The following is a 21,921-nucleotide window of genomic DNA, read 5'->3' on the forward strand; positions in this document are numbered from 1 at the left end:
GGTCGTCAGGCTCCGATGAAGATCTTCACGACGGCCAGCACGCAGGCGGCCGCCAGGGCGAAGGACAGGAACTTGACGCCGATGATCAGCGCCATCTTCTGCCATTCGGCATGCACGTAGTCCTCGATGACCACCTGGAGCCCGGACTGGGCGTGGTGGAAGGTGACCACGGCGGTGAGGATCATCATCACGGCCGAAAAGGGCGACTTCATCCAGGCAATGAAGGCGGCGTGATCGGCACCCAGATGACGGATGACGCCGAAAACGAACCAGACGGTCAGCGGGACCAGGGCGATCGCGGTCAGACGCTGCGACCACCAATGTTCGGTGCCATGCTTGGCGGAACCCAGACCGCGTGCGACCTGCAACGGCGAGCGGAGGGTCTTGCTATTGGACGCCATGTCTTATCTCCTCACCACACGGCCAGGCCGACGATCCAGGTCAGCACGGTCAGCACTGCCGTCGCGCCGAGGACGACCTTGTTGTTGCGGTCGGCGTCGGTCAGCTCGAACGACTTGCCGGCGTCCCAGACCAGGTGGCGGATGCCGTTGCACAGGTGGTAGTAGAGCGCCGCCGACCAGCCGAACATCAGCAGCAGGCCGAAGAAGGAGCCGATGAAGCCCTGCGCGCGCGCAAACGCTTCCGGACCGGCAGCGGCGGCAACCAGCCACCAGACCAGCAGGAGCGTGCCCACAGCCAGCCCGACGCCCGTGATGCGGTGCGTGATGGACATGACTGCGGTCAACGGGAGTTTGTAGACTTGAAGGTGCGGGGAGAGCGGCCGACCGCTGCCGTTTGCCATTGCGTCGTCCTCTGTTCGCGGCCGGACGCGGCGCAACATGACGATTGCCGCGGCGGCTGGGTGGTGCGTGCCCTTTTGAGACGGCTGTCCCGTCCTATTGGTTGGCGCAATGAATTACGCTCACGCAGCATCCGAGTCAACGGCGGGGGGTGGCCGAAAGTGCTGGTGTGACGATTTTGGCGCAGCGCGGGAAGTGGCTGAAAAGAAACGGCCTTCCGGTCCTGTGGTAATACCAGCCAATGAGGACAGTCCGGGACCGCCGCGCTTGCGCTGGCGCTACTTGTCGAAGCGCCGCACGTTCTCGACCATCATCGAGTACATCTGCGTAATCAGTTCCGCCGGACGCAGACGACCGAACGGAATGTTGTCCTTCGCCCATTCGACCAGCCCCGGCGGCGGCTTCACCGGCGCCACCTCGTACCCCGCCTTCTTCAGGGCGGCGGTCACCGCCTTCGCCTGCTTGGCATAATCCTCGTTGAAGAAGGACTTGTCGGCATCCTTGATCGCCTTGGCGATGATGTCCTCGATGGGGGCGGGCATGCCGATGCTGGAACCGGATCTGGTTGGCGGACGTGGCGACACCCTGTCACAGCGCGGAGCCGTCCGCAATTCCGGGGGGAGGCGGACGGCATCGGCGAAGCCCTCGAACATACAGGGAACATGGATGCCCGGCGGCTGGATTTCAACACGCCCGGCCTAAAGCCCCTCGTCATCGAAAGTATCGTCGGCTGTCCCTTACGAGACCAGCGCCGCGTCCTTCTCCGCGATGACGTTGGCGATGGCGGCGCGTTCGGCGGCGGTCAAGCGCAGGCTGGCGCTCTTCAGCTGGCCACAGGCGGCCATGATGTCCTCGCCGCGCGGGGTGCGGACCGGGCTGGCATAGCCGGCATTGTTGACGATGTCGCCGAAGACCTGGATCGCCTTTGCGGTCGACCGCTCATAGGGAGCGCCCGGCCATTCGTTGAAGGGGATCAGATTGATCTTGGCCGGAACGCCTTCCAGCAGCTTGACCAGTGCCCGCGCATCGGCCGGCGTGTCGTTGATCCCCTTCAGCATCACATATTCGAAGGTGATGCGGCGGGCGTTCGACAGGCCCGGATAGTTCCGGCAGGCGTCCATCAGCTCGCGCAGCGGGTATTTGCGGTTGATGGGCATGATGATGTCGCGCAGCTCGTCGGTCACCGCGTGCAGGCTGACCGCGAGGTTCACGTTCAGCTCCTGGCCGCAGCGCTCCATCATCGGCACGACGCCGGAGGTCGACAGGGTGATGCGCCGCTTGGAGATCGAGATGCCGTCGCCGTCCATCACGATCTTCAACGCCTTGGCAACGTTGTCGTAATTGAACAGCGGTTCGCCCATGCCCATCATGACGATGTTGGACAGCATGCGCCCGTCGGGCGGCGCCGGCCATTCGCCCAGCATGTCGCGCGCCAGCATCACCTGCGCCACGATCTCCGCCGCGTCCAGGTTGCGCACCAGACGCTGCGTGCCGGTGTGGCAGAAGCGGCAGGTCAGCGTGCAGCCGACCTGGGAGGAGACGCAGAGCGTGCCGCGATCCTCCTCGGGGATGTGGACGCTCTCCACCTCCTGCCCGTCGGGCATGCGCAGCAGCCACTTACGGGTGCCGTCCGCCGACTTGAGATCCGTCACCACCGTCGGCCGCGCCACGATATAGGCGTCGGCCAGCTTTTCCCGCACCGGCTTGGCCAGCGTGGTCATCTCGGTGAAATCGGTGGAGCCGCGGTGGTAGAGCCAGTGCCAGAGCTGGCGGGCCCGGAACTTTTCCAGGCCGATCGACAGCATCTCGGCTTCCAGCTCTTCGCGGGACAGGCCGACAAGGTTCTTGCGTCCGTCGGCATCGGTCGCCGGCAGAACGAAGGCGGAGGCATGATTGGAGGCGCTCATGGCCCCATTACATAGGGCCATGAGCGCGCGGAGTCAAAAGACTCGAAGGCAAAAAGACCAAGTAATCCGCTGCGGCGATCAGCGCTTCACGCCGCAGGCCTCGTTGATGGCGTCATAGGCCTGCCCGACGCCGGCCAGGCTGTAGGTGTCGGTCGTCTTGGTGCCACGGCCGGACACGCCCTTCACCACCATCTGCTTGCCGTTGCGCAACGCCGCGGTCACGGTGCGGTCGGCGTCGGCATCGCGGGCCCAGGCGGTCTCGCCATCGGTGAACAGCTTGAAGTCCTTGCCGTCGATGCTGACCTCGGCCTCGCTGCCCTTCTTGAACGGATAGCCGACGATGACGCTGACGACGTCAAGGGCCTTTTCCGCCGGGCGGTGGGTGACCAGCGTGTAGATGTCGCCGCGCTTCGCCTTCGGCTCCGACTTCTTGGGCTGGCTGGAGATGTAGCACACCTTCTGGCCCTTCTCCTCGAACAGGAACGCGTTCCAGTCCTTGAAGGTGCCGAGGTGGCGCGGGTCGGCCGCGGCGGCCGGCGCGGCGGTCATGCCGGCGGCCAGAAAGCCGGCGGCGAGGATGGAAGAGACGACAGAACCGGCAAAGACGGCCCCGGCAAATCGGCGGACGGCGTTGGGAAGCAACATCGGTCTTGCGTCTGCTCGTTGTTGGTCCGTGGGGTGCGGGCGGACACTACCCCAAACGGACTGACCATTCCAAGACCGCCGGGCCGGTGCAGGGTCGTTTCTCACAGGCCGCCCTGCTCGCCGCGTGACATTTTGACACGCATAAGCACAATGGAGGGTCATAAACTTGCCGCTGGCGTAACCAGGGGTTCACGCTATACCTGCGCCCGGCATGAATGCGACGGGGACTGGCATGGCCAAGCTGCTGGTGGTGGACGACGATCCGGTCACGCGCAATCTGATCCGCGCGATCCTGACCCGCGAAGGCCATGACCTGACCCTGTGCTCCAGCGCCCCGGAAGCCATCGGTATCCTTTACGTCCAACAGTTCGACCTCGTCCTCACCGACATCATCATGCCGGACCATGACGGGTTCGAGGTCATCAAGGCCGCGCGGACGCTGCGTCCGGAGATGCCGGTCGTCATCCTGTCGGCCATCGACGACAAGGTGCCGGCCGAACTGACATCCGCCGCCTTCGCCAAGCTGGGCGTGTCGCGTGTCATCTCCAAGCCGGTCAATCCCGGCCTGCTGGCTTCGGAGCTGTTGGCAGCACTTGTCGCCGGTTGAATGAATCGTGCAATGGGATTACTTTGCCGGACGCGCACCGCAGACGCGCAACCGCTGGGAATGCCATGCTCCACGACGATGCACGGCCGGAGATGGCCGATCCGGTCGCCAAACCACCTTTCAAGGTTCTGGTCGTCGATTCCGATCCGTCGCTGCTGGCCAAGGCACGGTCGGCGCTGGAGGGGCTGTCGATCGACGGCGCCGGGGTCGAGCTGACCGGCGCCACCTCCGCTGCCGAGGCGCGCGACGCCCTGCAGCGGCATCCCGACACCGCCCTGATCCTGCTGGAAACCGCGCTTGAAGGCCCGAAGGCGGGGTTGGAGCTGGTGGCCTATCTGCGGCGCGAACTGGGCAACCAGCGCACCCGCATCCTGGTCTGCACCGATGAACGGGAGGACGAAGCCGGGAACGGGGATACGGGAAGCGAGGATGAGGCCATCGCCGCCAACGACGTCGGCGACTGGCGGGTCAAAGCGGAGCTGACGCCGCGCGCCCTGCGCACCGCCGTTGCTGGCCAGCTGCGCACCTTCGCCAGCCTCCAGACGCTGGCGGCGGGGCGCAAGGGGCTGGCCCGCATGCTGGTGGCCACCACCGGCCTCTTGGAGATGCGCACGCCCGACGTGCTGTTTCCCAACATCCTGCCGCGCGTCGTCGGACTGCTCGGCATCGGCCACCATGCGCTTCTGTGCATCCAGGGCGACACTCTGCCGCGCGACCGCAAGATCCGCGTGCGCGCCTCCACCGGCCGCTTCGCCAAGTGGAAGGACGTGGAGGTCGCGGAGCTTGGCGAGCCGCGGGTGGAGGCGGCGCTGGAGCGGCTGTCGCCCAGCAGCGAGACGATCATCGAGCCGGATTTCTGTGCGCTGCGCCTGCGCGCCAACGGCGGCATCACCGGCATGATCTATGTCGAGGGCCGCAACGACGGCACCGCCCGCGAATGGCAGCTGATGGAGCTGTTCCGCAACAAATGTTCCATCGCCTTCGAAAACGCCCTGCTGATCGAGGAACTGAACACCTCGCAGAAGGCCACCGTCCTGGCGATGGGCGCGCTGGCCGAATACAAGGACAACGCCGCCACCGGCCATCTCCAGCGCATCGAGAAGCTGGTGGGCTCCATCGCCCGCGAGTTGCACCAACGCGAGAAGTTCCGGGACGAGCTTGATGCCGACTTCGTCGAGAAGGTCGGGCTGGCGGCCCTGCTGCACGATGTCGGCATGCTGAGCGTGTCGGACGAGACGCTGGGCATGCCGGGCGAGCTGACCGGCATCGACATGCAGATGATCCAGCGCCACACCGAGATCGGCCACCGCATCCTGGCCGAGGCGGCGGTGCCGCTGCGTGGCCGGTCGCTGCTGTCCATCGCGGCGGAGATCGCGCGCTACCATCACGAACGCTACGACGGATCGGGCTATCAGGAGGGTCTGCGCGGCAGCGCCATCCCCATCGGCGCCCGCATCATGGCGGTGGCCGACGTGTTCGACGCGCTGATCACCAGCCGCCAGTACCGCAGCGCCTGGGCGGTGGAGGATGCGATGGCCTGGATCGTCGAACGGTCGGGCCGCGACTTCGACCCCGACGTCGTCGATGCCTTCGTGCACGTTGTCCGCCGTTTCCAGACCGACGACCCTGGCTGGTTCCCAAAGGCGGGGGGTGGCCACGGCATGCTGGGCGGCGCCATCGGCCGCAAGCTGCGCGCCCTGTTCGGCCGCCGGGCGGAGGCGATGTAGCCTCCCCCAGGGAGGGCATGGAAGCGCGCGTCACTTTGGCAGGATTTGGACGCCCATCGGCACTTGCGCCACTCACCCCGGCGCACGAAGCCCGCTATTCTCCCCGGCACATCGCCCAAGCCGGAGACTGTGCCATGCTGGACCTGCGCCCCAATTGTGAATGCTGCGACCGCGACCTGCCGCCCGAGGCGACGGACGCCTATATCTGTTCCTTTGAATGCACCTTCTGCGCCGATTGCCGCGCCCGGCTGCCGGGGGAGCGCTGCCCGAACTGCGGGGGCGAGCTGGTGCGGCGGCCGATCCGCCCGGTGGCGAAGCTGGCGGCCAACCCGCCGTCGGCCACGCGCATCGTGAAGCCGAACGGCTGCACCCCGCTGTTCTAGCCCTGACGGATCGAAGGCCCGGATCGGCAGTGCTGTCGCTGGCGTTCGCCGCGCAAATCGGCCAGACTGGCGCCATCGCTCCCGGGGATCCGCCCCCGGACGGAGCGCAGGGACCGTCGCAGCATGCTCACGCTCTACAGCTTTCCCACGCCCAACGGACGCAAGGCCTCCATCCTGCTGGAGGAGTTGGGACTGCCCTACACCGTCCACCGTGTCGATCTGGCCGCCGGCGAGAACAAGCGGCCGGACTTTCTGGCGGTCAGCCCGATCACCAAAATCCCGGCGCTGGCGGAAGAGCTTCCGGGCGGCCGGATGCGGCGCCTGTTCGGCTCCGGCGCCATCCTGCTGCATTTCGCCGAGCGCACTGGCCGGCTGCTGCCCGAGGATGAGGACGAGCGGGCCGAGGCGATGAGCTGGTTCATGCTGGGCATCAGCGACCTCGGCCCCACCGCCATTGACATGCAGCGCTTCGCCGCCCGCTCTCCTGACCGCATCCCCCATGCCATCGACCTGTACAAGGGCGAGCTGATGCGCTGCTATGCGGCGCTGGAGGAGCGGCTGGGCGCGGCGGAGCATTTGGCCGGCGCCTCCTACTCCATCGCCGACATCGCCTGCTTCCCCTTCATCGCCGCCGCGGCGGTGGCGGGCGGCGGATTGCTGGAACGCTTCCCCAACCTGAAGCGCTGGCACGACACCGTCGCCACAAGGCCGGCGGTCCAGCGCGGAATGTCGGTGCCCGATCTGGCCGCTTCCGGCTGAGCGGACGATCCTCGCCCCTCAGCCGTCCTCACCCGGTTTTCCCCGAACGTCCTCCGGCCGTTCCAACCAGACGTCAGAGACATGCCGATCAACAACCGCATCGCCGCCTTCCAGGACGACATGACCGCGTGGCGGCGCGACATCCACGCCCACCCGGAACTGGGGTTCGAGGAAAAGCGGACCTCCGACATCGTCGCCACGAAGTTGGCGGAGTTTGGCATCGCGGTGCATCGCGGCCTGGGCGGGACCGGCGTGGTCGGCACGCTGACGGGGCTGGGCACCGGCAGCGGCCGGACCATCGGGCTGCGCGCCGACATGGACGCGTTGCCGATGCCGGAGGCCAACGACTTCGACCATGCCTCGCGCCATGCCGGCAAGATGCACGCCTGCGGCCATGACGGGCACACCACCATGCTGCTGGGTGCCGCCCGCTATCTGGCGGAGACCCGCAACTTCGACGGCACCGTCCACTTCATCTTCCAGCCGGCCGAGGAAGGCCTGGGTGGGGCGAAGCGGATGATCGACGACGGGCTGTTCCGGCAGTTCGACTGCGAGCAGGTCTATGGCCTGCACAATTGGCCGGAGCTGCCGGCCGGCCGGATCGCCGTTCATCCCGGCCCGGTGATGGCCGCGGCCAACCAGTTCGAAATCCATGTGACCGGCCACGGCGCCCACGCCGCCATGCCCCATCGCGGCATCGACCCGGTCCTGGTGTCGGCCCACATCATCACCGCAGCGCAGAGCCTGGTCAGCCGCGGCACCAACCCGGCCGAGAGTGCCGTCGTGTCGATCACGGTGGTGGAGGCCGGGACCGCGGCCAACGTCATCCCCGACAGCGCGCGGATGCGCGGCACCATGCGCACCTTCTCGGAAGAGAACCACAGCCGCATCCAGGAGCAGTTCGGCCGCCTCGTCTCCAGCATCGCCGAAGGTCTGGGTGCCACGGCGGAGTTGCGCTTCCGCCCCGGCTATCCCGCCACGGTCAACAGCGAGCCGGAGGCGCGCATCGCCGCCGCTGCCGCCGCCAAGGTGGTTGGCGAGGAGAATGTCGTCTGGGCGCCGGACCCGACCATGGCGGCGGAGGATTTCGGCTATATGCTGAAGGAGCGGCCGGGTGCCTACATCTGGCTCGGCCATGGCGGCCATCTTGGATCCTCCTGCCGTCTGCACAACCCGCATTACGACTTCAACGACGCGATCCTGACCACCGGCGCCAGCTATTGGGCGTCGCTGGTCGAGACGATCCTGCCGCGGAGCGCCTGACCGTCCCATGAAGCTGCCGTCCCGTCCCCGCCAGATCCCACATCCAATCCCGCATCTGATCCCGCTGCTGTTCGCCCCTGCCCTTCTGCTGGCCTCCTGCCAGGGCGGCAACGACCGCGCCGACGGCAATCTGCTGCCGGCGCAGGCGGAGGCCGGCACCGTCTGGCAGGGCGACCACAGCAGCGCCGCCGAGCGCGCCTATGTCGTCGCCCGCGACTCCGGCGAATGGTCGGCATTGTGGGCGCGGGTCGGCGAACCGGCCCCGTCCTCCTTGCCCGGCGGGCGGATGGCGGTGGCGGTGTTCCTGGGGCCGCGCGACAGCGCCGGCTACGGCGTCGCCATCGACAGCGTGCAGCAGAAGGGCGCCGACCTGATCGTCGGCTATCACGAGATGGTGCCCGGCCCCGCCCAGGCGGTGGCGCAGATGCGCACCAGCCCCTACGCCATCCGCCTGCTGCCCGGCACGGCGGGGACGCCGAAGTTCGTTCGGGGGAAGTAGAAGGCGGGAGGTGGCGTCAGACCGCCACCTTCACCGCGGCATCTGCCACGGCAACTCCCCGCCGACCAGCTTGCCGGCATCCGCCGACGGCAGCGGGCGGGCGAAGTGATAGCCCTGGCCGTAATCGCAGGCCAGCGCCCGCAGCAGATTGGCGTCGGCGCTGGTCTCGATGCCCTCGGCGATGACGTCGAAGCCCAGCAGGCGCGCCAGATCCATGATGATGCGGACGATGGCGCGGTTTTCCTCCGACTGGTGCATGGCGGAAACGAAGGAGCGGTCGACCTTCAGGCTGTCGATGGGCAGCTTGTGCAGATAGGACAGCGACGAATAGCCGGTGCCGAAATCGTCGATCGACAGCTTGATGCCCAGCGCCCGCAAGTCGCGCAGCAGGCGGATCGACTGTTCCGCCTTGTCCATGACGGCACTTTCCGTCAGCTCCAGCTTGATCCAGGACGGCTCCACCCCGGTCTCGCGCAGAACCTCGCGCACGACCTGGACGAAGTTGGGATCGGACAGCTGGTGGGTGGACAGGTTGACGCTCATGAACAGCGGGGCGGAGCCCGGTTCGCGGCGGTCCTGCCACTCCGCGATCTGCAAGCAGGCCTGCCGCAGCACCCAGGTGCCGAGCGACACGACCAGACCGGTGCTCTCGGCGATGGGGATGAAGATGCCGGGCGGGATGTTGCCGCGTTCCGGGTGGTTCCAGCGCATCAGCGCCTCGAACCCCGCCAGCCCGCCGGTCACCATCTCCACGATCGGCTGATAGGCGACCCACAGGTCGCTGCCGCCGTCCAATGCGCTGCGCAGGTCATGCTCCAGCCGCACCTGCTCGACCACATGGGAGTGCATCGCCGGGTCGAACCAGGCCTGCCGCCCGCCGCCCTGTTCACGGGCGCGGGCGGTGGCGATCTCGGCATCGCGCAGCACGTCGTCGGGCCGTTCGTGGGTCGGCGCCGCGATGGCGACGCCGATGCTGGCGGACAGGAACACCGTACCGCCCGAACTGGAGCGGGCCGAGCGCACCACCGCCGCCAGCTCCTCGATGGCGCCCTCCAGCACCGGCCGGTCGCAGGCGCCGCCGGCCAGCATGGCGAAGGCATGGTCGCTGACGCGGGCGATCAGGTCGAAGGCGGCGGCCTGCGCCGCCATCCGCTGGGCCAGACCGTCCAGCACCTCGTTGGCGAAGCCCTGGCCCATGCTGCTGCGGATTTCCGCGAAACGGTCGATGTCCAGGATGACGAGGGTGAAGGGCTCGCCCATGTTGCGGTAGTCCGCCATGTGCTTCAGCAGCATCAGGCGGTTGGCCAGCCCGGTCACCGGGTCGTAATAGGCGAGGCGGAACAGGTCGTCCTGCACCTGACGGCGTTCGGTCATGTCCTGCAGGATGACGAAGTAGCCGGCGATGGCGCCGTCTTCCGCCCGGTGCGGCGCATGAAGCCGCGTGACGTAACGCTGCTGCCCGTCGGCCTGGGTGATCCAGCCTTCCGTCTGCACCGTCTCGCCCGCCAGCGCGCGCTTGGCCGCCCCGACGGTGTTGCGCAGTTGGTCCTGCCCCAGCAGGTCGCCGATGGTGGTGCCGACCGCCTTCTCCAGAGTTGTCCCCATCATCTCCAGATAGGCGCGGTTGGCATAGATGTGCCGCCTCTGCGGGTCCATCAACGCGACCTTCACCGTCATGGCGTCGAGAATCTGACGCAGGGCGTCGAGCCCCGGCGCGCCGGATGTGGCACCCGATAAAGCGTCGGCCAGCGCGGTGATTCGGGGATCAGGACTCATGGCGAGGATAGAGTGGGGTACTCATCAGGAAATCGATACCCAACACTTACGCGAAGTGTCACCCGCCCGTCAAAACCAAAGCTGCCTTAGTGCAACAGAGCTTGAACGTTTCTATAGCCGATCCATCGGAGACACGGCTGCATATCCATGGGCATATCATAGTATTCATTCAAGCGCGGGTTGCACCACCGCCGAACGCACAATCCCGCTTTTCTGTTTCTCACTGTGCGAATAGAGGAATGGGTTTCGTTTTCTATCGGGGTGTCTGCGGCCTGCGATTGCATCTCAAGTCGAATGTTCGGCGGACAATCAGTCTTGTGCGGTGCAGGAACGCGGCAAAGGCATGGCTGTGCCCTGTAATGGAAGGACATCGGCGGGCAGGCGCGGATTTATACTGCCAAGACAAGTGGGGACAACGACGTCGAGGATGTCGCCCGACCCGGCGCCGCCTTGCCGCAAATCCCATGATGAAAAGCCCCAATGACGGGCAACCATCACCATTCTGGGCAGGAACCACGCCATGGCTCTCAAGGACTTCCTGGTCGTCGTCGACGATACGCCCGCGTCCGCAGCGCGTCTCGACCTCGCAGCACGGCTCGCAGCGCGGTGCGATGCGCACCTGACCGCGCTCTATGCCTTCACCGACACGGTGTTCCCCGGCTACATCGAAGCCGAAATCCCGCAGGAATTGCGCGAAAGCCGCCGCCAGAGCCGCAAGGACCAGACGGACCGGATGCAGGCGGCCTTCGACGACGTCATGCGCCTGCACGGCATGACCGACCGATCCGAATGGCTGGCGCAGGAAGCCGATCCGACCATCGCCGCCGCGGTCCGCGGCCGCTATGCCGATCTGGTCGTGGTCGGCCAGCCCGATCCGGACCGCGACCGCGACCAGCTCGTCGCCCAGCCGGCGGACCTTCTGTTCGAATGCGGCCGGCCGCTCTTGGTCGTGCCCTATGCCGGCCGTTTCTCCACCATCGGCGAGCGGGTTCTGGTCGGTTGGAACGGCAGCCGCGAGGCGGCGCGCGCCATCGGCGACGCCATGTCCCTGCTGACCGCCGCCAAGCGCGTCGTGGTGATGGCGGCCAATCCGAAGCCCGGCCCGAACGGCCTGGGCGACGAGCCCTGCGCCGACATCGCCCGCCATCTGTCCCGCCACGGCTGCCGCGTGGAGGCCACCCATGTCGCCACCGACGTGGTGGAGCCCGGCGACACCCTGCTGAACATGGCCGCCGACGAAAGCTGCGACCTGCTGGTGATGGGCGCCTATGGCCGTTCGCGCTTCCGCGAGCTGGTGCTGGGCGGCATGACCCGCTTCATGTTGCAGCACATGACCGTTCCGGTGCTGATGAGCCATTGAGGGGGTGCGGCTTCCGGCTGCGCCCTCCCCGACCCGTGGGGTTAAGCGACCGCCCGCGTCTTCCCCGAGTCCCTCCGCAACCATCGCGAGTCGCTCCTCCCAGCCCGTGGGGAAAAGCGACCGCGCCTCTTTGTCCACCCTGATCCCCTTGGGGAAAAGCGGCGGATTCGTGGGGAAAAGCGGCGCGACTCGGGGTTTCCCCATGGGGACAAGCGGCGACTCAACTAATAAGTCTAACAACTAACCGTCGACTAGCACGGTCGCCTAACCCCACATTGACTCCATCGGCCGCCGCTCACCAGGATGCCACAACATCCGGGTGAGGCTGCTATGGGCGACATACACAGGCTCGTGATCGAGCATGGCCGGGACAAGGCGCGCGCCCTGGTCCGGCCCGAAGAGCGGACGCTGGTGGACATCGCCGCCGACATCCTGGCGGACGAGAACCAGCATCTCGGCATCACCTACAGCGGCTTCTGCCTGACCAGCCTTCCGCACAAGAAGCTGGCCGACGACATGCCCTGGGAAAAGCGCGGCCATCAGGTGACGCTGCTGGTCGAACCGGGCCGGCTGAAGGTGAACGGCAAGATGAAGCTGTTCGGAGTGCCCTATGGCGCGCGGGCGCGGATGATCCTGATCTATCTGCAAACCCAGGCCGTGCGCACCGGCCGCCGCGAAGTCGAACTCGGCCGCTCCATGCGCGACTGGCTGACCCGGATGGGCATCAGCGTCGGCGGCGAGACTTTCCGCGGCTTCCGCGAACAGTCGCTGCGCATCTCCGCCTGCTCCTTGAAGTTCTTCTGGGACGGCGAGGACGCCGACGTCTTCGAGAAGGGCGGCATCGTCAAGCGCGGCCTGATCTTCCATGACGCTCTCGGCGACGACCGCCAGGGCACGCTGTGGAACGACGTGGTCCAGTTGGACGAGACCTTCTTCCAGGCCCTGCGCGACCATCCGGTTCCCCTGCTGGAGGAAGCGGTGCGGCAGTTGAAGGACCGTTCGCTGAGCCTGGATCTCTATGTCTGGCTCGCCTACCGGCTGCATTCGCTGAGCCGGCCGCAGCCGATCTCCTGGCCGTCGCTCTATGCGCAGTTCGGTGCCGGCTATGACCAGATGAAGCATTTCAAGCCGCGCTTCGTCCAGGCCCTGCAATATGCGCTGGCCGCCTACCCGGACGCGAAGGTCGAACCGGCCGACGACGGCGTCGTCCTTCATCCCAGCCGCCCGCCCATCGCCCGCCTGCTGGCGTAAGGGCGTGGGGTTAAGCGACCGGCACAGAATCGTTCGCGGTCGCTTTGCCCCACACCCCGGCAAGCCTGCCCACCATTGACCCACGTCATTGGGGGGCCCCCTCCCCTCCTCCTAAGATCGCCGCCAGTTCCCGAACCGGAGAGGCTTTGCCTTGGACGCCCTGTCGCTGCTGGATGCCGGACTGAACCAGTGCGCCGTGGTCATCGACCGCGACGGCGGGCTGCTGCTGGCCCTGCTGACCGCCGGACTGGTCGGCGGCACCACCCATTGCGCCGGCATGTGCGGCCCCTTCGTCCTGGCCCAGGTGTCGGCGCGGCTGGAGCGGGTGCCGCTGTCGGCAATGTCGGAGTTCCGACGCCTGACCGGGGCGGCGGTGCTGCCCTATCATGCCGGCCGGGCGACGACCTATGCGCTGGTCGGCGCGCTGTCGGCCTCGGTCGCCGGCCATGTCGGGGCGCTGCCGGGACTGCGCTGGCTGTCGGTGGCGCTGCTGGCGCTGGCGGCACTGTTCTTCCTCGGCTATGCCGCGCGCGGCGTCCTGTCCTGGCTGCCCAAGGCTCCTTCGCTGGGAAGCAACGGAGTACAACGCTGGTGGAGCGAGCGGGTGTCCGGCCTCGCCCGGCCGCTGTTCGGCAACCCGACGGGCTGGCGCGGCTATGGGCTGGGGGTGGCGCTGGGCTTCATTCCCTGCGGGATGCTCTATGGCGCCATCGCGGTGGCGGCGGCGAGCGGCAGTGCGCTGACCGGCGCACTCGGCATGGCGGCCTTCGCGCTCGGCACGGTGCCCAGCCTGCTGGCGGTCGGGCTGGCCGGCCATATCGCCGGCCGCACCTGGCGCACCGCGGTCGCCCGCGTCGCCCCGGCGATCATGCTGGTGAACGCCGGGGTGCTGGGTTGGATGGCCTGGAAGCTGGTTGCGTAAACCAGCCCCTCGCCCTGTTTCAGTGGATACCGCCGCCCTTCAGCGCGTCGCCCAGCGGAACCTGCCCGCTGCCGGGCTTCAGCGGCTGCTGCTGGCTCTCATGCGGCGACCAGCCGGCCAAGTAGAGCACTTCGAAGGTCACCGGGATCCGCCCGTCCGGCTCGGCATAAAGCTCGGCATAGCGCCGGGCCGCGTCGAACAGCAAGGCACGGGTCGCGGGGACCTTGCGCCGCGCCAGCACGGCATTGGTCTCGCCCATGCCGCGCAGTTCGCGCATCAGGGCGAAGGCGTCGGAATAGGTGACGGTGATCACGTCGCTGTCGACCACCGGCAGGGCGAAGCCGGCGCGTTGCAGCAACCCGCCGGCATCCTTGATCTCGGCGAAGGGCGACACGCGGGGGGAGACGCCGCCCGACACCTCCATCTCCGCCTCATACAGGCAGCGGCGCAGCTCGGCCAGGGTCTGGCCGCCCAGCATGGAGGCGCAGAAGAAGCCGTCGGGCTTCAGCGCCTGCCTAATCTGCACCAGGGCGCCCGGCAGGTCGTTGACCCAGTGCAGGCTGAGATTGCTGACGGCCAGATCGAAGCTGCCGGGGGCGAAGGGCAGGAACTCCTCGTCGGCGGCGATGGCGGCGGCGACCGCGGGATTTCCGGGAGCGAGGGCTGCACGGGCGAACTCCGGCGACAGGTCGCAGGCGACCAGCCGTTCGATCCCCTTGCGGCCTTTCAGGATCCGGCCCATCGCCCCGTCGTGGCAGCCGACGTCGAGCGCCAGCGGGAAGGGACGGATCACGTCCTCCAGCCGGTCGGCAAGGCGGTCGGCGATCTCCTTGAACAGGAAGGCGTGGTCGGTGAATTCGGCGACGGCGCGGTCACGGCGGCGGCGGACGAGCGCACGGTCGAAAACGGTCATGCTGTCGGGGCTTGTCATGGCCGCACTATACCCCAGGCCGGCGGCACGACAACCGTGCTACACTCGCAGCCCAGCCACCTTCTCCACAGCAGCGCTCCCGAATGGGAGGAAAACCGGACAGGCATCGGAATGGGCATCGACGAGGCCATTGCCGTCAGTCATGAAGCGCTGATGGTCATCCTGAAAATCTCGCTGCCGACGCTGGGCATCACGGCATTGCTGTCGGCCGGGCTGATGCTGTTCCAGAGCGCCACCAACATCAACGAGTCGTCGTTGCAGCAGGACATGAAGTTCTTCGCCACCCTGCTGATCCTGTTCGTCACCGGCCCGGCGATCTATCTGGCGCTGCGCGACTATACGGCGGTGATCTTCGAGCGCATCGCCATGCTGCAGTGACGGACCGGGCCGATGCAGGCGCCAGCGCCGCTTTCCGGACTTGGCCGCATCGCCAGCGGTGCGGCGGCCCTGCTGCTGGACGCGCTGCTACCGCCGCGCTGTCTCAGCTGCGGCGAGGCGGTGGACCGGCAGGGCGGCCTGTGTGCGGCCTGCTGGGTCAAGCTGACCTTCATCGCCCCGCCGCTGTGCGCCTGCTGCGGCCTTCCCTTCGAGTATGAGGCGCAGGAGGGCGCGCTGTGCGGCGCCTGTCTGGCGGCCCCGCCGCCTTTCGCCCGCGCCCGCGCCGTGCTGGCCTATGATGACGGCAGCCGGCCGCTGGTCCTCGGCTTCAAGCATGGCGACCGCATCCATGCCGCCAAATCCTATGGCGTCTGGCTGGCGCGGGCCGGCAAGGAGCTGCTGGCGGATGCCGACCGGCTGCTGCCGGTGCCGTTGCACCGCGGCCGCCTGTTCCGCCGCCGCTACAACCAGGCGGCCCTGCTGGCACAGGCGCTGTCGCGGCACAGCGGCGTTCCCGCCACGCCCGACCTGCTGCAACGCCACCGCTCCACCCCGACCCAGGGCGGGCTGGACCGCCAGGGGCGCCACCGCAACGTCAAGGGCGCCTTCCGCCTGCGGCCGGGACAATCGGCAAAGGAACAGGTGACGGGACAGCGGCTGGTGCTGATCGACGACGTGATGACCACCGGGGCGACGCTGGCGGAATGCACGCGGGTCCTGCTGCGCGCCGGCGCGGCGCGGGTGGACGTGCTGACCCTGGCGCGTGTGGTGCAGCGCTGACGCTTGAAAAGGGCCGCGGCCGGCGACGCTGACCGGCGTTGCACGCGGGCTGCAACGTCTGGCGCCCCTCGTGGGTTGACCTTATAGTTTCTCCACGTCCAAAAGGAGCCCAGTGGCATGGCCGACGTCGTCATCTACACCACGCCCTTCTGTCCCTACTGCATGCGGGCCAAGAGCCTGCTCGACGGCAAGGGCGTGACATACGAGGAAATCGACCTTTACGCCCAGCCGGGCCGCCGCAGCGAGATGATCGAGCGGTCGGAAGGACGGACCACCGTCCCGCAGATCTTCATCGACGGGAAGCCGTATGGCGGCAGCGACGACATCCACGCGCTGGATCGCGCCGGCAAGCTCGACCCGCTGCTCGGCATCGCCGCGTGAGCGGGGGCGCCGCCGGCACCGGCGTGCTGAAGGCCGCCTGCGTCCAGGTGAATGCGGGCACAGAGCTTGAGCCGAACCTTCGGGCGGCGGGCGATCTCGTCCGCCGCGCCCGCGACGCCGGGGCGGACTTCATCGCCCTGCCGGAGAATGTCGGTTGGATCGTCCAAGGCCGCGACAAGACCATGCAGCGCGTCCGCAGCGAGGCGGAGCATCCCGGCATCCCCTTCTTCGCCGATCTGGCGCGGGAAACCGGGGCCTGGATCCTGGGCGGCACCCTGCATGTCCTGCTGGAGGACGGGCGCGCCGCCAACCGCAGCCATCTGTTCGATGCCGGGGGGCGGGTCGTCGCCTCCTACGACAAGATTCACATGTTCGACGTCACGCTGAAGGACGGCGAATCCTATCGCGAGTCGGCCACCTTCCGGCCGGGCGAGCGCGCGGTCGTCGCCTCCAGCCCATGGGGCGGCATCGGCATGACCGTCTGCTACGACGTGCGCTTCGCCTATCTCTACCGGGCGCTGGCCAAGGCGGGAGCGTCGATCCTGACGGTGCCGGCCGCCTTCACCGTGCCGACCGGCCGCGCCCACTGGCACACGCTGCTGCGCACACGCGCCATCGAGACCGGCTGCTTCGTCGTTGCCCCGGCCCAGACCGGCAGCCACGACCAGGGCCGCCAGACCTACGGCCATTCCCTGCTGATCGCGCCGTGGGGCGAGGTGCTGGCCGATGCCGGCACCGATGTCGGCTTCATCACTGCCGACCTCGACCTCGACCGCATCGCGGAAGCCCGCAGCATGGTACCGTCGCTGACCCACGACCGTGCCTTCGAGGTGGAGCGGATCGGGTTCTGACCCGTCCGCTACTCCTCAGCGGCCGTCCTGTGTCAGCCGCAGCCACGCCATCGCTGCGGTCAGCGCAATGCCGAAGGCACCGTCAGGCCGCACCGGAAGGTCGAGGTCGTTGACCAGACTGTCCAGCCGCAGATCGACCGCCTGCTTCGACAGGCTGCGGATCTTGCGGTCGTAATAGAGGCTCGACACCTCCGTCCGCTCCTCCGGCAACGGACGGCCGGTCAGGCGTTCCGCCATGGCGATGGAGAAATCCAGGTAATATCCGACCAGCGGCCGGCCGCCGATGAAGGCATGCAGCAGGTCGCCGGCCTCGGCCGTCCCGGTGTTGCTGCCGGGATGGAGCAGCAGGGCGCTGCCGGTCAGGATGCGGTGACCGCGGATGCGGATGGCGGCGAAGGTCAGCGGCCTTGCCGACTCGGGGTCGAAGCTGGTCGCCTCGCAATGGATCGCCACGCTTTCCCGGCGGTCGGTGTGAAGGAGGTACGCCATCGCCGCCGCCTCAATGGTTCAGGCGGAAATGGTGGGCGATCAGCTCCTTGAAGCTCTTCACCAGGGACAGACAGTCCTTGAACTGGTCGCGGTCGAGCTTTCCCAGCCGGTCGGGGTACACGAGGTTGTCGACCGCCAGTTCCGCTCCCTCCTCAGGCCCGTCATCGGGAAGATCGACACGCGCCTTCAGGCGGATGGTCGACAGGATGGTGAAGGCCTCCACCAGATCGGTGGCCATCTTGCGGTCCAGTGCCCCCAGTTCGGCCAGCACCTGGATGCGCTCCACCGTGTTGGTTTCCGCCCGGTGCTTTTCCAGCGCCAGCGCTCGCACACCATGGACGATGGGGAAGATGCCGGCCTTCTTGATGTCGACCGCTTCCGCCCGGCGCCGCTCGAACAGGGCGGCGAACAGGCCGCTCGGCGTGTCGAAGGACAGGGCCGGACGGGCGAACTGGGTGAAGAACATCTGGTTGTCCTGCAGGCGGCCCAGCAGATAGTCCTTCGCCTCGGCCAGCAGGGTGGCGTCGCCGGCCACCGGGGCGGCGTCGTAGAAGATGGCGAGGTTCATCTGCGCCGCCTCGTCCGGACGGTGGATCCAGTTGAACAGCGCGTCCTTGTAGCCGGCGAGCGGCCGGGTCCAGTCCGGGTTCGACACCATGATGTTGCCGGGACAGGGCGGATAGCCGAACTCCACCAGATGGCGGGTGAAGTCGGCGGCGATCCTCGGCAGATAGGGACAGTCGAAGCCGTCGCGCAGGATCAGGCCGTTGTCCTGGTCGGTCTTCAGCAGCTGTTCGCCCCGCCCCTCGCTGCCCATCACGATCAGGCAGCTGTTGGCCAGCAGGTCCGGCGGAGCCAGCAGTTCGAACAGCTTGCGGAAGATTCGGCGGTTCAGCTCGGTCACCAGATCGGCGATGAAGGAGACCTTGACCCCGGTGGCATGCAAGGTGCGGATCAGCTCGACGATGGAGCGGCTGGCCCGGCACAGGTCGGCGGGATCGGCGGCATGCTCCACCTGCAACCCGATGACCTGGGAATGGTTGGACAGCACCGCCAGCAGGTCGCTTTGCCCCAACAGCCCGACGATGGCGCCGTTTTCCGTCACCACCACCCGACGCACCGCATGCTTGGTCATCAGCACCAGCGCATTGAACAGCAGGTCGTCGCGGTCGAGCGTCAGCAGTCCGTAGCGGGCGAGCGGCCCGACCGGCTCGCTCACCGGCCGGCCGTCCAGCACCACGAGGTCACGCAGGTCGGTGCCGGTCAGGATGCCAACCGCTCCATCCGCCCCGCGCACCAGCACGCTGCTGGCACGGTTCTGCCGCATCGCCTCGGCCGCGTCGCGCAGGCTGGCGGAGGCGTCGACGAACAGCGGCGGGTGGAGATAGGCCTGCCGGATACGCGCCATGGTCAGCGCCGCCATCTCGCGGTTGGACCTCAACGCCGCCAGATCGCGCATGCGCTGGGCGAAATCGCCGATGATGGCGGCGCCGAATTCGGGGTTGTCCGCCGCCAGCGCTTCCAGTGCGGGGCGCGGGATCAGGTGGCAGGCGCACTCCTCGGCCGCGACGAAACGCCGGGCGGTGCTGCCGCCAGCGCCGGCACCCGCGGCGCCATAGAGAGCCTGCAAGCCGAAACGGTCGCCGGGTCCATGGACCGCCGCCACCTCGCCGCCGCGGCGCTCCTGCACGGTACCGCGCAGCACGACGAACATCGCATCGGTCGGCTCCTCCCGCGACAGCAGGACGGCGTCGCGCGGGTAGAGCGCGATGTCCAGCGCACCCGCCAGCGCCGTCCGCTGATCGTCGGTCAGCAGGTCGAAGGGGGGCTGACCGAAATCGAAGTCCGGGGAGGCGGTCGGCATCGCGTGCTGCACGGGGCAGGCTCCGTCACAGGAGGGCGGGGCATCGGGAAAAGGAGGCATAAAAAAGCGCCTCCGGACCGGATCCGGAGGCGCTTTCCAGGATACACCCGCCGGGCCCGAGGCCGAAAGCGGGTGCGACATTTGGCGGCGTGGTTCGGTCACCGCACGGGTTTGGGCCTTCCCCGAAGGGGGGAAGGGACGCGGTGCGAGACGCGATCCCTTCCCTGTTCTTGTTGCTCTGCCCGCTTCGTTCGAACGCTTGACGTTTAGTGGGCGGACGCACCCTCGGCACCCAGGCCGGTCTGCGACCGGATGTACTGGGCCTCGAAGTCGCGACGCTCCTTCTGCGCCTGCTCGCTGTTGTCGGTAATCGAGAAGAACCAGATGCCGGCGAAGGACAGCAGGATCGAGAACAGGCCCGGGTTGTCGTACGGGAAGATGGCGGTCGGGTTGCCCAGCACGGCCTTCCACACGGTCGGACCCAGAACCAGCAGGACGATCGCCGAAACCAGCCCCAGGCCGCCGCCCAGCACCGCGCCGCGGGTGGTCATCTTGCCCCAGAACATCGACATCAGCAGGATCGGGAAGTTGGCCGAGGCGGCGATGACGAAGGCCAGACCGACCATGAAGGCGACGTTCTGGTTCTCGAAGGCGATGCCCAGCACGATCGACAGGATGCCGATGGCGACGGTGGTGATCTTCGACACGCGGATTTCGTCGGCCTCGTTGGCGCGGCCCTTGGCGAAGACCGAGGCGTAGAGGTCATGGGAAACCGCCGAGGCGCCGGCCAGCGTCAGACCGGCAACCACCGCCAGGATGGTGGCGAAGGCGACCGCCGAGATGAAGCCGTAGAACAGGTCGCCGCCGACCGCATGGGCGGTGTGGATGGCCGCCATGTTGGTGCCGCCGATGACATTGGCGATCACCGCCTTGGCGCCGGCCGCCGGGGCCGCCGTCAGGAACGGATAGGCGCCGTTGGCGTCGGGGGCCAGGATCATCAGGATGGCGCCGAAGCCGATGATGAAGGTCAGGATGTAGAAGTAGCCGATGAAGCCGGTGGCGTAGAAGACCGACTTGCGGGCTTCCTTGGCGTCGGCGACGGTGAAGAAGCGCATCAGGATGTGCGGCAGGCCGGCGGTGCCGAACATCAGAGCCATGCCCAGCGAGATGGCCGAGACCGGATCGGTGACCAGGGCGCCCGGCGACATGATCGCCAGACCCTTCGGGTGCGCCTCGACGGCGGCCTTGAACATCGCCTCGGGGCTGAAGCCGAACTTCGCCAGGATCATGAAGGCCATGAAGGAGGCGCCGGACAGCAGCATCACCGCCTTGATGATCTGCACCCAGGTCGTCGCCAGCATGCCGCCGAAGGTCACGTAGCCGATCATCAGCACGCCGACGATGATGACGGCGACCATATAGTCGAGACCGAACAGCAGCTGGATCAGCTTGCCGGCGCCGACCATCTGGGCGATCAGGTAGAAGGTGACGGTCGCCAGCGAGCCGCAGGCCGACAGCGAACGGATCGGCGTCTGCTTGAAGCGGTAGGAGGCGACGTCGGCGAAGGTGTACTTGCCGAGGTTGCGCAGCCGCTCGGCCACCAGGAACAGCACGATCGGCCAGCCGACCAGCCAGCCCACCGAATAGATCAGGCCGTCGAAGCCCGAGGCGTACACCAGGCCGGCGATGCCCAGGAAGGACGCGGCCGACATGTAGTCGCCGGCGATGGCGAGGCCGTTCTGGAAGCCGGTGATGCCGCCGCCGGCGGCGTAGAAGTCCTTGGCCGACTTGGTGCGGCGGGCCGCCCAGTAGGTGATGCCCAGCGTGAACAGCACGAAGGCCAGGAACATCAGGATGGCCGACCAGTTGGTCGCCTGCTTCTGCACGGCGCCGCCGATGGCGTCGGCCAGGACCGTGGTCGGAACCAGCGCGCCGGCGGCAGCCGCCACAGCGGCGACCGGAGCGGCAAGACGGGTGGTGGCGCGCATCACTTCGACTCCTCCAGGATCTGGCGGTTCAGTTCGTCGAATTCGCCGTTGGCCCGATGGACGTAGATGCCGGTCAGGATGAAGGCGGACACGATGGTGAAGACGCCGACGGGAATGCCCCAGGTCGTGACGCCGGAGCCGATCGGCGTGCCCAGGAACGACTTCCCGAATGCCACCAGCAGGATGAAGCCGAAATAAATAACGAGCATGGCAATCGACAAAGTCCAGGCGAAGGCGGACCGTTTCGCCACCAGTTCCTGGAACTTTGGATTGTTCACAATCCTTTGTGCGCTTTGACTCATGTGCGTCCCCTCATCGAGTGCCGGCAATCTTCTGCGATCCATCCAGACATCGTCTTCG

The 21,921-nt window shown here is 67.5% G+C and carries 24 protein-coding genes; 13 read left to right on the plus strand and 11 right to left on the minus strand.

Annotated elements, in window-relative coordinates; translation table 11 throughout:
- Nucleotides 1-5 precede the first annotated feature (5 nt).
- The 5 genes from sdhD to TSH64_RS14515 all read right to left on the minus strand — a co-directional run bounded on the left by sdhD (nucleotide 6) and on the right by TSH64_RS14515 (nucleotide 3,352).
- The gene (sdhD, locus tag TSH64_RS14495) at nucleotides 6-401 is read right to left on the minus strand and encodes a succinate dehydrogenase, hydrophobic membrane anchor protein (protein WP_098738834.1); all 396 of its coding nucleotides are present in this window, start codon (nucleotides 399-401) and stop codon (nucleotides 6-8) included.
- An 11-nt stretch (nucleotides 402-412) separates the two neighbouring features.
- Nucleotides 413-802 carry a succinate dehydrogenase, cytochrome b556 subunit gene (sdhC, locus tag TSH64_RS14500; RefSeq protein WP_098738833.1) on the minus strand — a complete coding sequence of 130 codons (390 nt, stop codon included), beginning with the start codon at nucleotides 800-802 and terminating at the stop codon, nucleotides 413-415.
- Between the two features lie 276 nt (nucleotides 803-1,078).
- Nucleotides 1,079-1,342, minus strand: a complete 264-nt coding sequence (locus TSH64_RS14505) for a hypothetical protein (protein WP_014248979.1) — start codon at nucleotides 1,340-1,342, stop codon at nucleotides 1,079-1,081.
- Between the two features lie 195 nt (nucleotides 1,343-1,537).
- A complete protein-coding gene (gene rlmN / locus TSH64_RS14510; protein ID WP_109445876.1) occupies nucleotides 1,538-2,707 on the minus strand; it encodes a 23S rRNA (adenine(2503)-C(2))-methyltransferase RlmN in 1,170 nt (389 codons plus the stop codon).
- 78 nt (nucleotides 2,708-2,785) lie between these two features.
- Nucleotides 2,786-3,352, minus strand: a complete 567-nt coding sequence (locus tag TSH64_RS14515) for an invasion associated locus B family protein (RefSeq protein ID WP_109445878.1) — start codon at nucleotides 3,350-3,352, stop codon at nucleotides 2,786-2,788.
- Nucleotides 3,353-3,584: 232 nt separating this feature from the next.
- Between TSH64_RS14515 and TSH64_RS14520 the strand changes: the two genes are divergently transcribed.
- The 6 genes from TSH64_RS14520 (at nucleotide 3,585) to TSH64_RS14545 (ending at nucleotide 8,590) form a co-directional block, all read left to right on the plus strand.
- A complete protein-coding gene (locus tag TSH64_RS14520; protein ID WP_109445880.1) occupies nucleotides 3,585-3,959 on the plus strand; it encodes a response regulator in 375 nt (124 codons plus the stop codon).
- A 65-nt stretch (nucleotides 3,960-4,024) separates the two neighbouring features.
- Nucleotides 4,025-5,686: a response regulator gene (locus tag TSH64_RS14525; protein ID WP_109445882.1), complete on the plus strand. Its 1,662-nt coding sequence runs from the start codon at nucleotides 4,025-4,027 to the stop codon at nucleotides 5,684-5,686.
- Nucleotides 5,687-5,820: 134 nt separating this feature from the next.
- Nucleotides 5,821-6,069 carry a DUF1272 domain-containing protein gene (locus TSH64_RS14530; RefSeq protein ID WP_109445884.1) on the plus strand — a complete coding sequence of 83 codons (249 nt, stop codon included), beginning with the start codon at nucleotides 5,821-5,823 and terminating at the stop codon, nucleotides 6,067-6,069.
- 123 nt (nucleotides 6,070-6,192) lie between these two features.
- The gene (locus tag TSH64_RS14535) at nucleotides 6,193-6,828 is read left to right on the plus strand and encodes a glutathione S-transferase C-terminal domain-containing protein (RefSeq protein WP_109445886.1); all 636 of its coding nucleotides are present in this window, start codon (nucleotides 6,193-6,195) and stop codon (nucleotides 6,826-6,828) included.
- Between the two features lie 81 nt (nucleotides 6,829-6,909).
- Nucleotides 6,910-8,091, plus strand: coding sequence for a M20 aminoacylase family protein (locus TSH64_RS14540; RefSeq protein WP_109445888.1), 1,182 nt, complete (start codon nucleotides 6,910-6,912; stop codon nucleotides 8,089-8,091).
- Nucleotides 8,092-8,098: 7 nt separating this feature from the next.
- Complete coding sequence (locus tag TSH64_RS14545; protein WP_109445891.1) at nucleotides 8,099-8,590, plus strand: protease complex subunit PrcB family protein; 492 nt, start codon at nucleotides 8,099-8,101, stop codon at nucleotides 8,588-8,590.
- A 30-nt stretch (nucleotides 8,591-8,620) separates the two neighbouring features.
- Here TSH64_RS14545 and TSH64_RS14550 read toward each other — a convergent pair whose 3' ends face one another.
- The gene (locus tag TSH64_RS14550; protein WP_109445893.1) at nucleotides 8,621-10,366 is read right to left on the minus strand and encodes an EAL domain-containing protein; all 1,746 of its coding nucleotides are present in this window, start codon (nucleotides 10,364-10,366) and stop codon (nucleotides 8,621-8,623) included.
- A gap of 520 nt (nucleotides 10,367-10,886) precedes the next feature.
- On the opposite strand from TSH64_RS14550, the gene TSH64_RS14555 reads away from it, so the two are divergent.
- From TSH64_RS14555 to TSH64_RS14565, 3 genes are all read left to right on the plus strand, one after another.
- Nucleotides 10,887-11,726 (plus strand): universal stress protein, encoded by an 840-nt coding sequence (locus TSH64_RS14555; protein ID WP_109445895.1) that lies wholly within the window; start codon nucleotides 10,887-10,889, stop codon nucleotides 11,724-11,726.
- A gap of 330 nt (nucleotides 11,727-12,056) precedes the next feature.
- Nucleotides 12,057-12,977 carry a replication protein RepA gene (locus TSH64_RS14560; RefSeq protein ID WP_109051836.1) on the plus strand — a complete coding sequence of 307 codons (921 nt, stop codon included), beginning with the start codon at nucleotides 12,057-12,059 and terminating at the stop codon, nucleotides 12,975-12,977.
- 151 nt (nucleotides 12,978-13,128) lie between these two features.
- A complete protein-coding gene (locus TSH64_RS14565; RefSeq protein WP_109445897.1) occupies nucleotides 13,129-13,899 on the plus strand; it encodes a sulfite exporter TauE/SafE family protein in 771 nt (256 codons plus the stop codon).
- Nucleotides 13,900-13,918: 19 nt separating this feature from the next.
- Here TSH64_RS14565 and TSH64_RS14570 read toward each other — a convergent pair whose 3' ends face one another.
- The gene (locus TSH64_RS14570) at nucleotides 13,919-14,830 is read right to left on the minus strand and encodes a methyltransferase domain-containing protein (RefSeq protein WP_109445899.1); all 912 of its coding nucleotides are present in this window, start codon (nucleotides 14,828-14,830) and stop codon (nucleotides 13,919-13,921) included.
- A gap of 111 nt (nucleotides 14,831-14,941) precedes the next feature.
- On the opposite strand from TSH64_RS14570, the gene TSH64_RS14575 reads away from it, so the two are divergent.
- From TSH64_RS14575 to TSH64_RS14590, 4 genes are all read left to right on the plus strand, one after another.
- Nucleotides 14,942-15,208 carry a flagellar biosynthetic protein FliQ gene (locus tag TSH64_RS14575; RefSeq protein ID WP_109051833.1) on the plus strand — a complete coding sequence of 89 codons (267 nt, stop codon included), beginning with the start codon at nucleotides 14,942-14,944 and terminating at the stop codon, nucleotides 15,206-15,208.
- 12 nt (nucleotides 15,209-15,220) lie between these two features.
- Nucleotides 15,221-15,988 (plus strand): ComF family protein, encoded by a 768-nt coding sequence (locus tag TSH64_RS14580; protein ID WP_109445901.1) that lies wholly within the window; start codon nucleotides 15,221-15,223, stop codon nucleotides 15,986-15,988.
- A gap of 117 nt (nucleotides 15,989-16,105) precedes the next feature.
- Nucleotides 16,106-16,369, plus strand: a complete 264-nt coding sequence (gene grxC, locus TSH64_RS14585) for a glutaredoxin 3 (RefSeq protein ID WP_014248998.1) — start codon at nucleotides 16,106-16,108, stop codon at nucleotides 16,367-16,369.
- Nucleotides 16,366-17,220, plus strand: a complete 855-nt coding sequence (locus tag TSH64_RS14590; RefSeq protein WP_109445903.1) for a carbon-nitrogen hydrolase family protein — start codon at nucleotides 16,366-16,368, stop codon at nucleotides 17,218-17,220. Before grxC ends, TSH64_RS14590 begins: the two co-directional genes overlap by 4 nt.
- Nucleotides 17,221-17,235: 15 nt before the next feature.
- Here the strand turns inward: TSH64_RS14590 and TSH64_RS14595 are convergent, their stop codons facing one another.
- The 4 genes from TSH64_RS14595 to TSH64_RS14610 form a co-directional block, all read right to left on the minus strand.
- Nucleotides 17,236-17,709 (minus strand): DNA polymerase III, encoded by a 474-nt coding sequence (locus TSH64_RS14595; RefSeq protein ID WP_109445905.1) that lies wholly within the window; start codon nucleotides 17,707-17,709, stop codon nucleotides 17,236-17,238.
- Nucleotides 17,710-17,719: 10 nt separating this feature from the next.
- A complete protein-coding gene (locus TSH64_RS14600) occupies nucleotides 17,720-19,585 on the minus strand; it encodes a DUF294 nucleotidyltransferase-like domain-containing protein (protein ID WP_109445907.1) in 1,866 nt (621 codons plus the stop codon).
- Nucleotides 19,586-19,839: 254 nt separating this feature from the next.
- Nucleotides 19,840-21,561 carry a cation acetate symporter gene (locus TSH64_RS14605; RefSeq protein ID WP_109445909.1) on the minus strand — a complete coding sequence of 574 codons (1,722 nt, stop codon included), beginning with the start codon at nucleotides 21,559-21,561 and terminating at the stop codon, nucleotides 19,840-19,842.
- A complete protein-coding gene (locus tag TSH64_RS14610) occupies nucleotides 21,561-21,863 on the minus strand; it encodes a DUF485 domain-containing protein (RefSeq protein WP_109445911.1) in 303 nt (100 codons plus the stop codon). The genes TSH64_RS14605 and TSH64_RS14610 overlap by 1 nt, the downstream gene beginning before the upstream one ends.
- Between the last annotated feature and the right edge of the window lie 58 nt (nucleotides 21,864-21,921).

Origin of the sequence: Azospirillum sp. TSH64 (assembly GCF_003116035.1) — a bacterium.
Lineage (GTDB): Bacteria > Pseudomonadota > Alphaproteobacteria > Azospirillales > Azospirillaceae > Azospirillum.

Coding starts and splice junctions, on each gene's coding strand:
- sdhD (WP_098738834.1), bottom strand. CDS start 401: ATGGCGTCCAATAGCAAGACCCTCCGCTCGCCGTTGCAGGTCGCACGC.
- sdhC (WP_098738833.1), bottom strand. CDS start 802: ATGGCAAACGGCAGCGGTCGGCCGCTCTCCCCGCACCTTCAAGTCTAC.
- TSH64_RS14505 (WP_014248979.1), bottom strand. CDS start 1,342: ATGCCCGCCCCCATCGAGGACATCATCGCCAAGGCGATCAAGGATGCC.
- rlmN (WP_109445876.1), bottom strand. CDS start 2,707: ATGAGCGCCTCCAATCATGCCTCCGCCTTCGTTCTGCCGGCGACCGAT.
- TSH64_RS14515 (WP_109445878.1), bottom strand. CDS start 3,352: ATGTTGCTTCCCAACGCCGTCCGCCGATTTGCCGGGGCCGTCTTTGCC.
- TSH64_RS14520 (WP_109445880.1), top strand. CDS start 3,585: ATGGCCAAGCTGCTGGTGGTGGACGACGATCCGGTCACGCGCAATCTG.
- TSH64_RS14525 (WP_109445882.1), top strand. CDS start 4,025: ATGCTCCACGACGATGCACGGCCGGAGATGGCCGATCCGGTCGCCAAA.
- TSH64_RS14530 (WP_109445884.1), top strand. CDS start 5,821: ATGCTGGACCTGCGCCCCAATTGTGAATGCTGCGACCGCGACCTGCCG.
- TSH64_RS14535 (WP_109445886.1), top strand. CDS start 6,193: ATGCTCACGCTCTACAGCTTTCCCACGCCCAACGGACGCAAGGCCTCC.
- TSH64_RS14540 (WP_109445888.1), top strand. CDS start 6,910: ATGCCGATCAACAACCGCATCGCCGCCTTCCAGGACGACATGACCGCG.
- TSH64_RS14545 (WP_109445891.1), top strand. CDS start 8,099: ATGAAGCTGCCGTCCCGTCCCCGCCAGATCCCACATCCAATCCCGCAT.
- TSH64_RS14550 (WP_109445893.1), bottom strand. CDS start 10,366: ATGAGTCCTGATCCCCGAATCACCGCGCTGGCCGACGCTTTATCGGGT.
- TSH64_RS14555 (WP_109445895.1), top strand. CDS start 10,887: ATGGCTCTCAAGGACTTCCTGGTCGTCGTCGACGATACGCCCGCGTCC.
- TSH64_RS14560 (WP_109051836.1), top strand. CDS start 12,057: ATGGGCGACATACACAGGCTCGTGATCGAGCATGGCCGGGACAAGGCG.
- TSH64_RS14570 (WP_109445899.1), bottom strand. CDS start 14,830: ATGACAAGCCCCGACAGCATGACCGTTTTCGACCGTGCGCTCGTCCGC.
- TSH64_RS14575 (WP_109051833.1), top strand. CDS start 14,942: ATGGGCATCGACGAGGCCATTGCCGTCAGTCATGAAGCGCTGATGGTC.
- TSH64_RS14580 (WP_109445901.1), top strand. CDS start 15,221: ATGCAGGCGCCAGCGCCGCTTTCCGGACTTGGCCGCATCGCCAGCGGT.
- grxC (WP_014248998.1), top strand. CDS start 16,106: ATGGCCGACGTCGTCATCTACACCACGCCCTTCTGTCCCTACTGCATG.
- TSH64_RS14595 (WP_109445905.1), bottom strand. CDS start 17,709: ATGGCGTACCTCCTTCACACCGACCGCCGGGAAAGCGTGGCGATCCAT.
- TSH64_RS14605 (WP_109445909.1), bottom strand. CDS start 21,561: ATGCGCGCCACCACCCGTCTTGCCGCTCCGGTCGCCGCTGTGGCGGCT.
- TSH64_RS14610 (WP_109445911.1), bottom strand. CDS start 21,863: ATGAGTCAAAGCGCACAAAGGATTGTGAACAATCCAAAGTTCCAGGAA.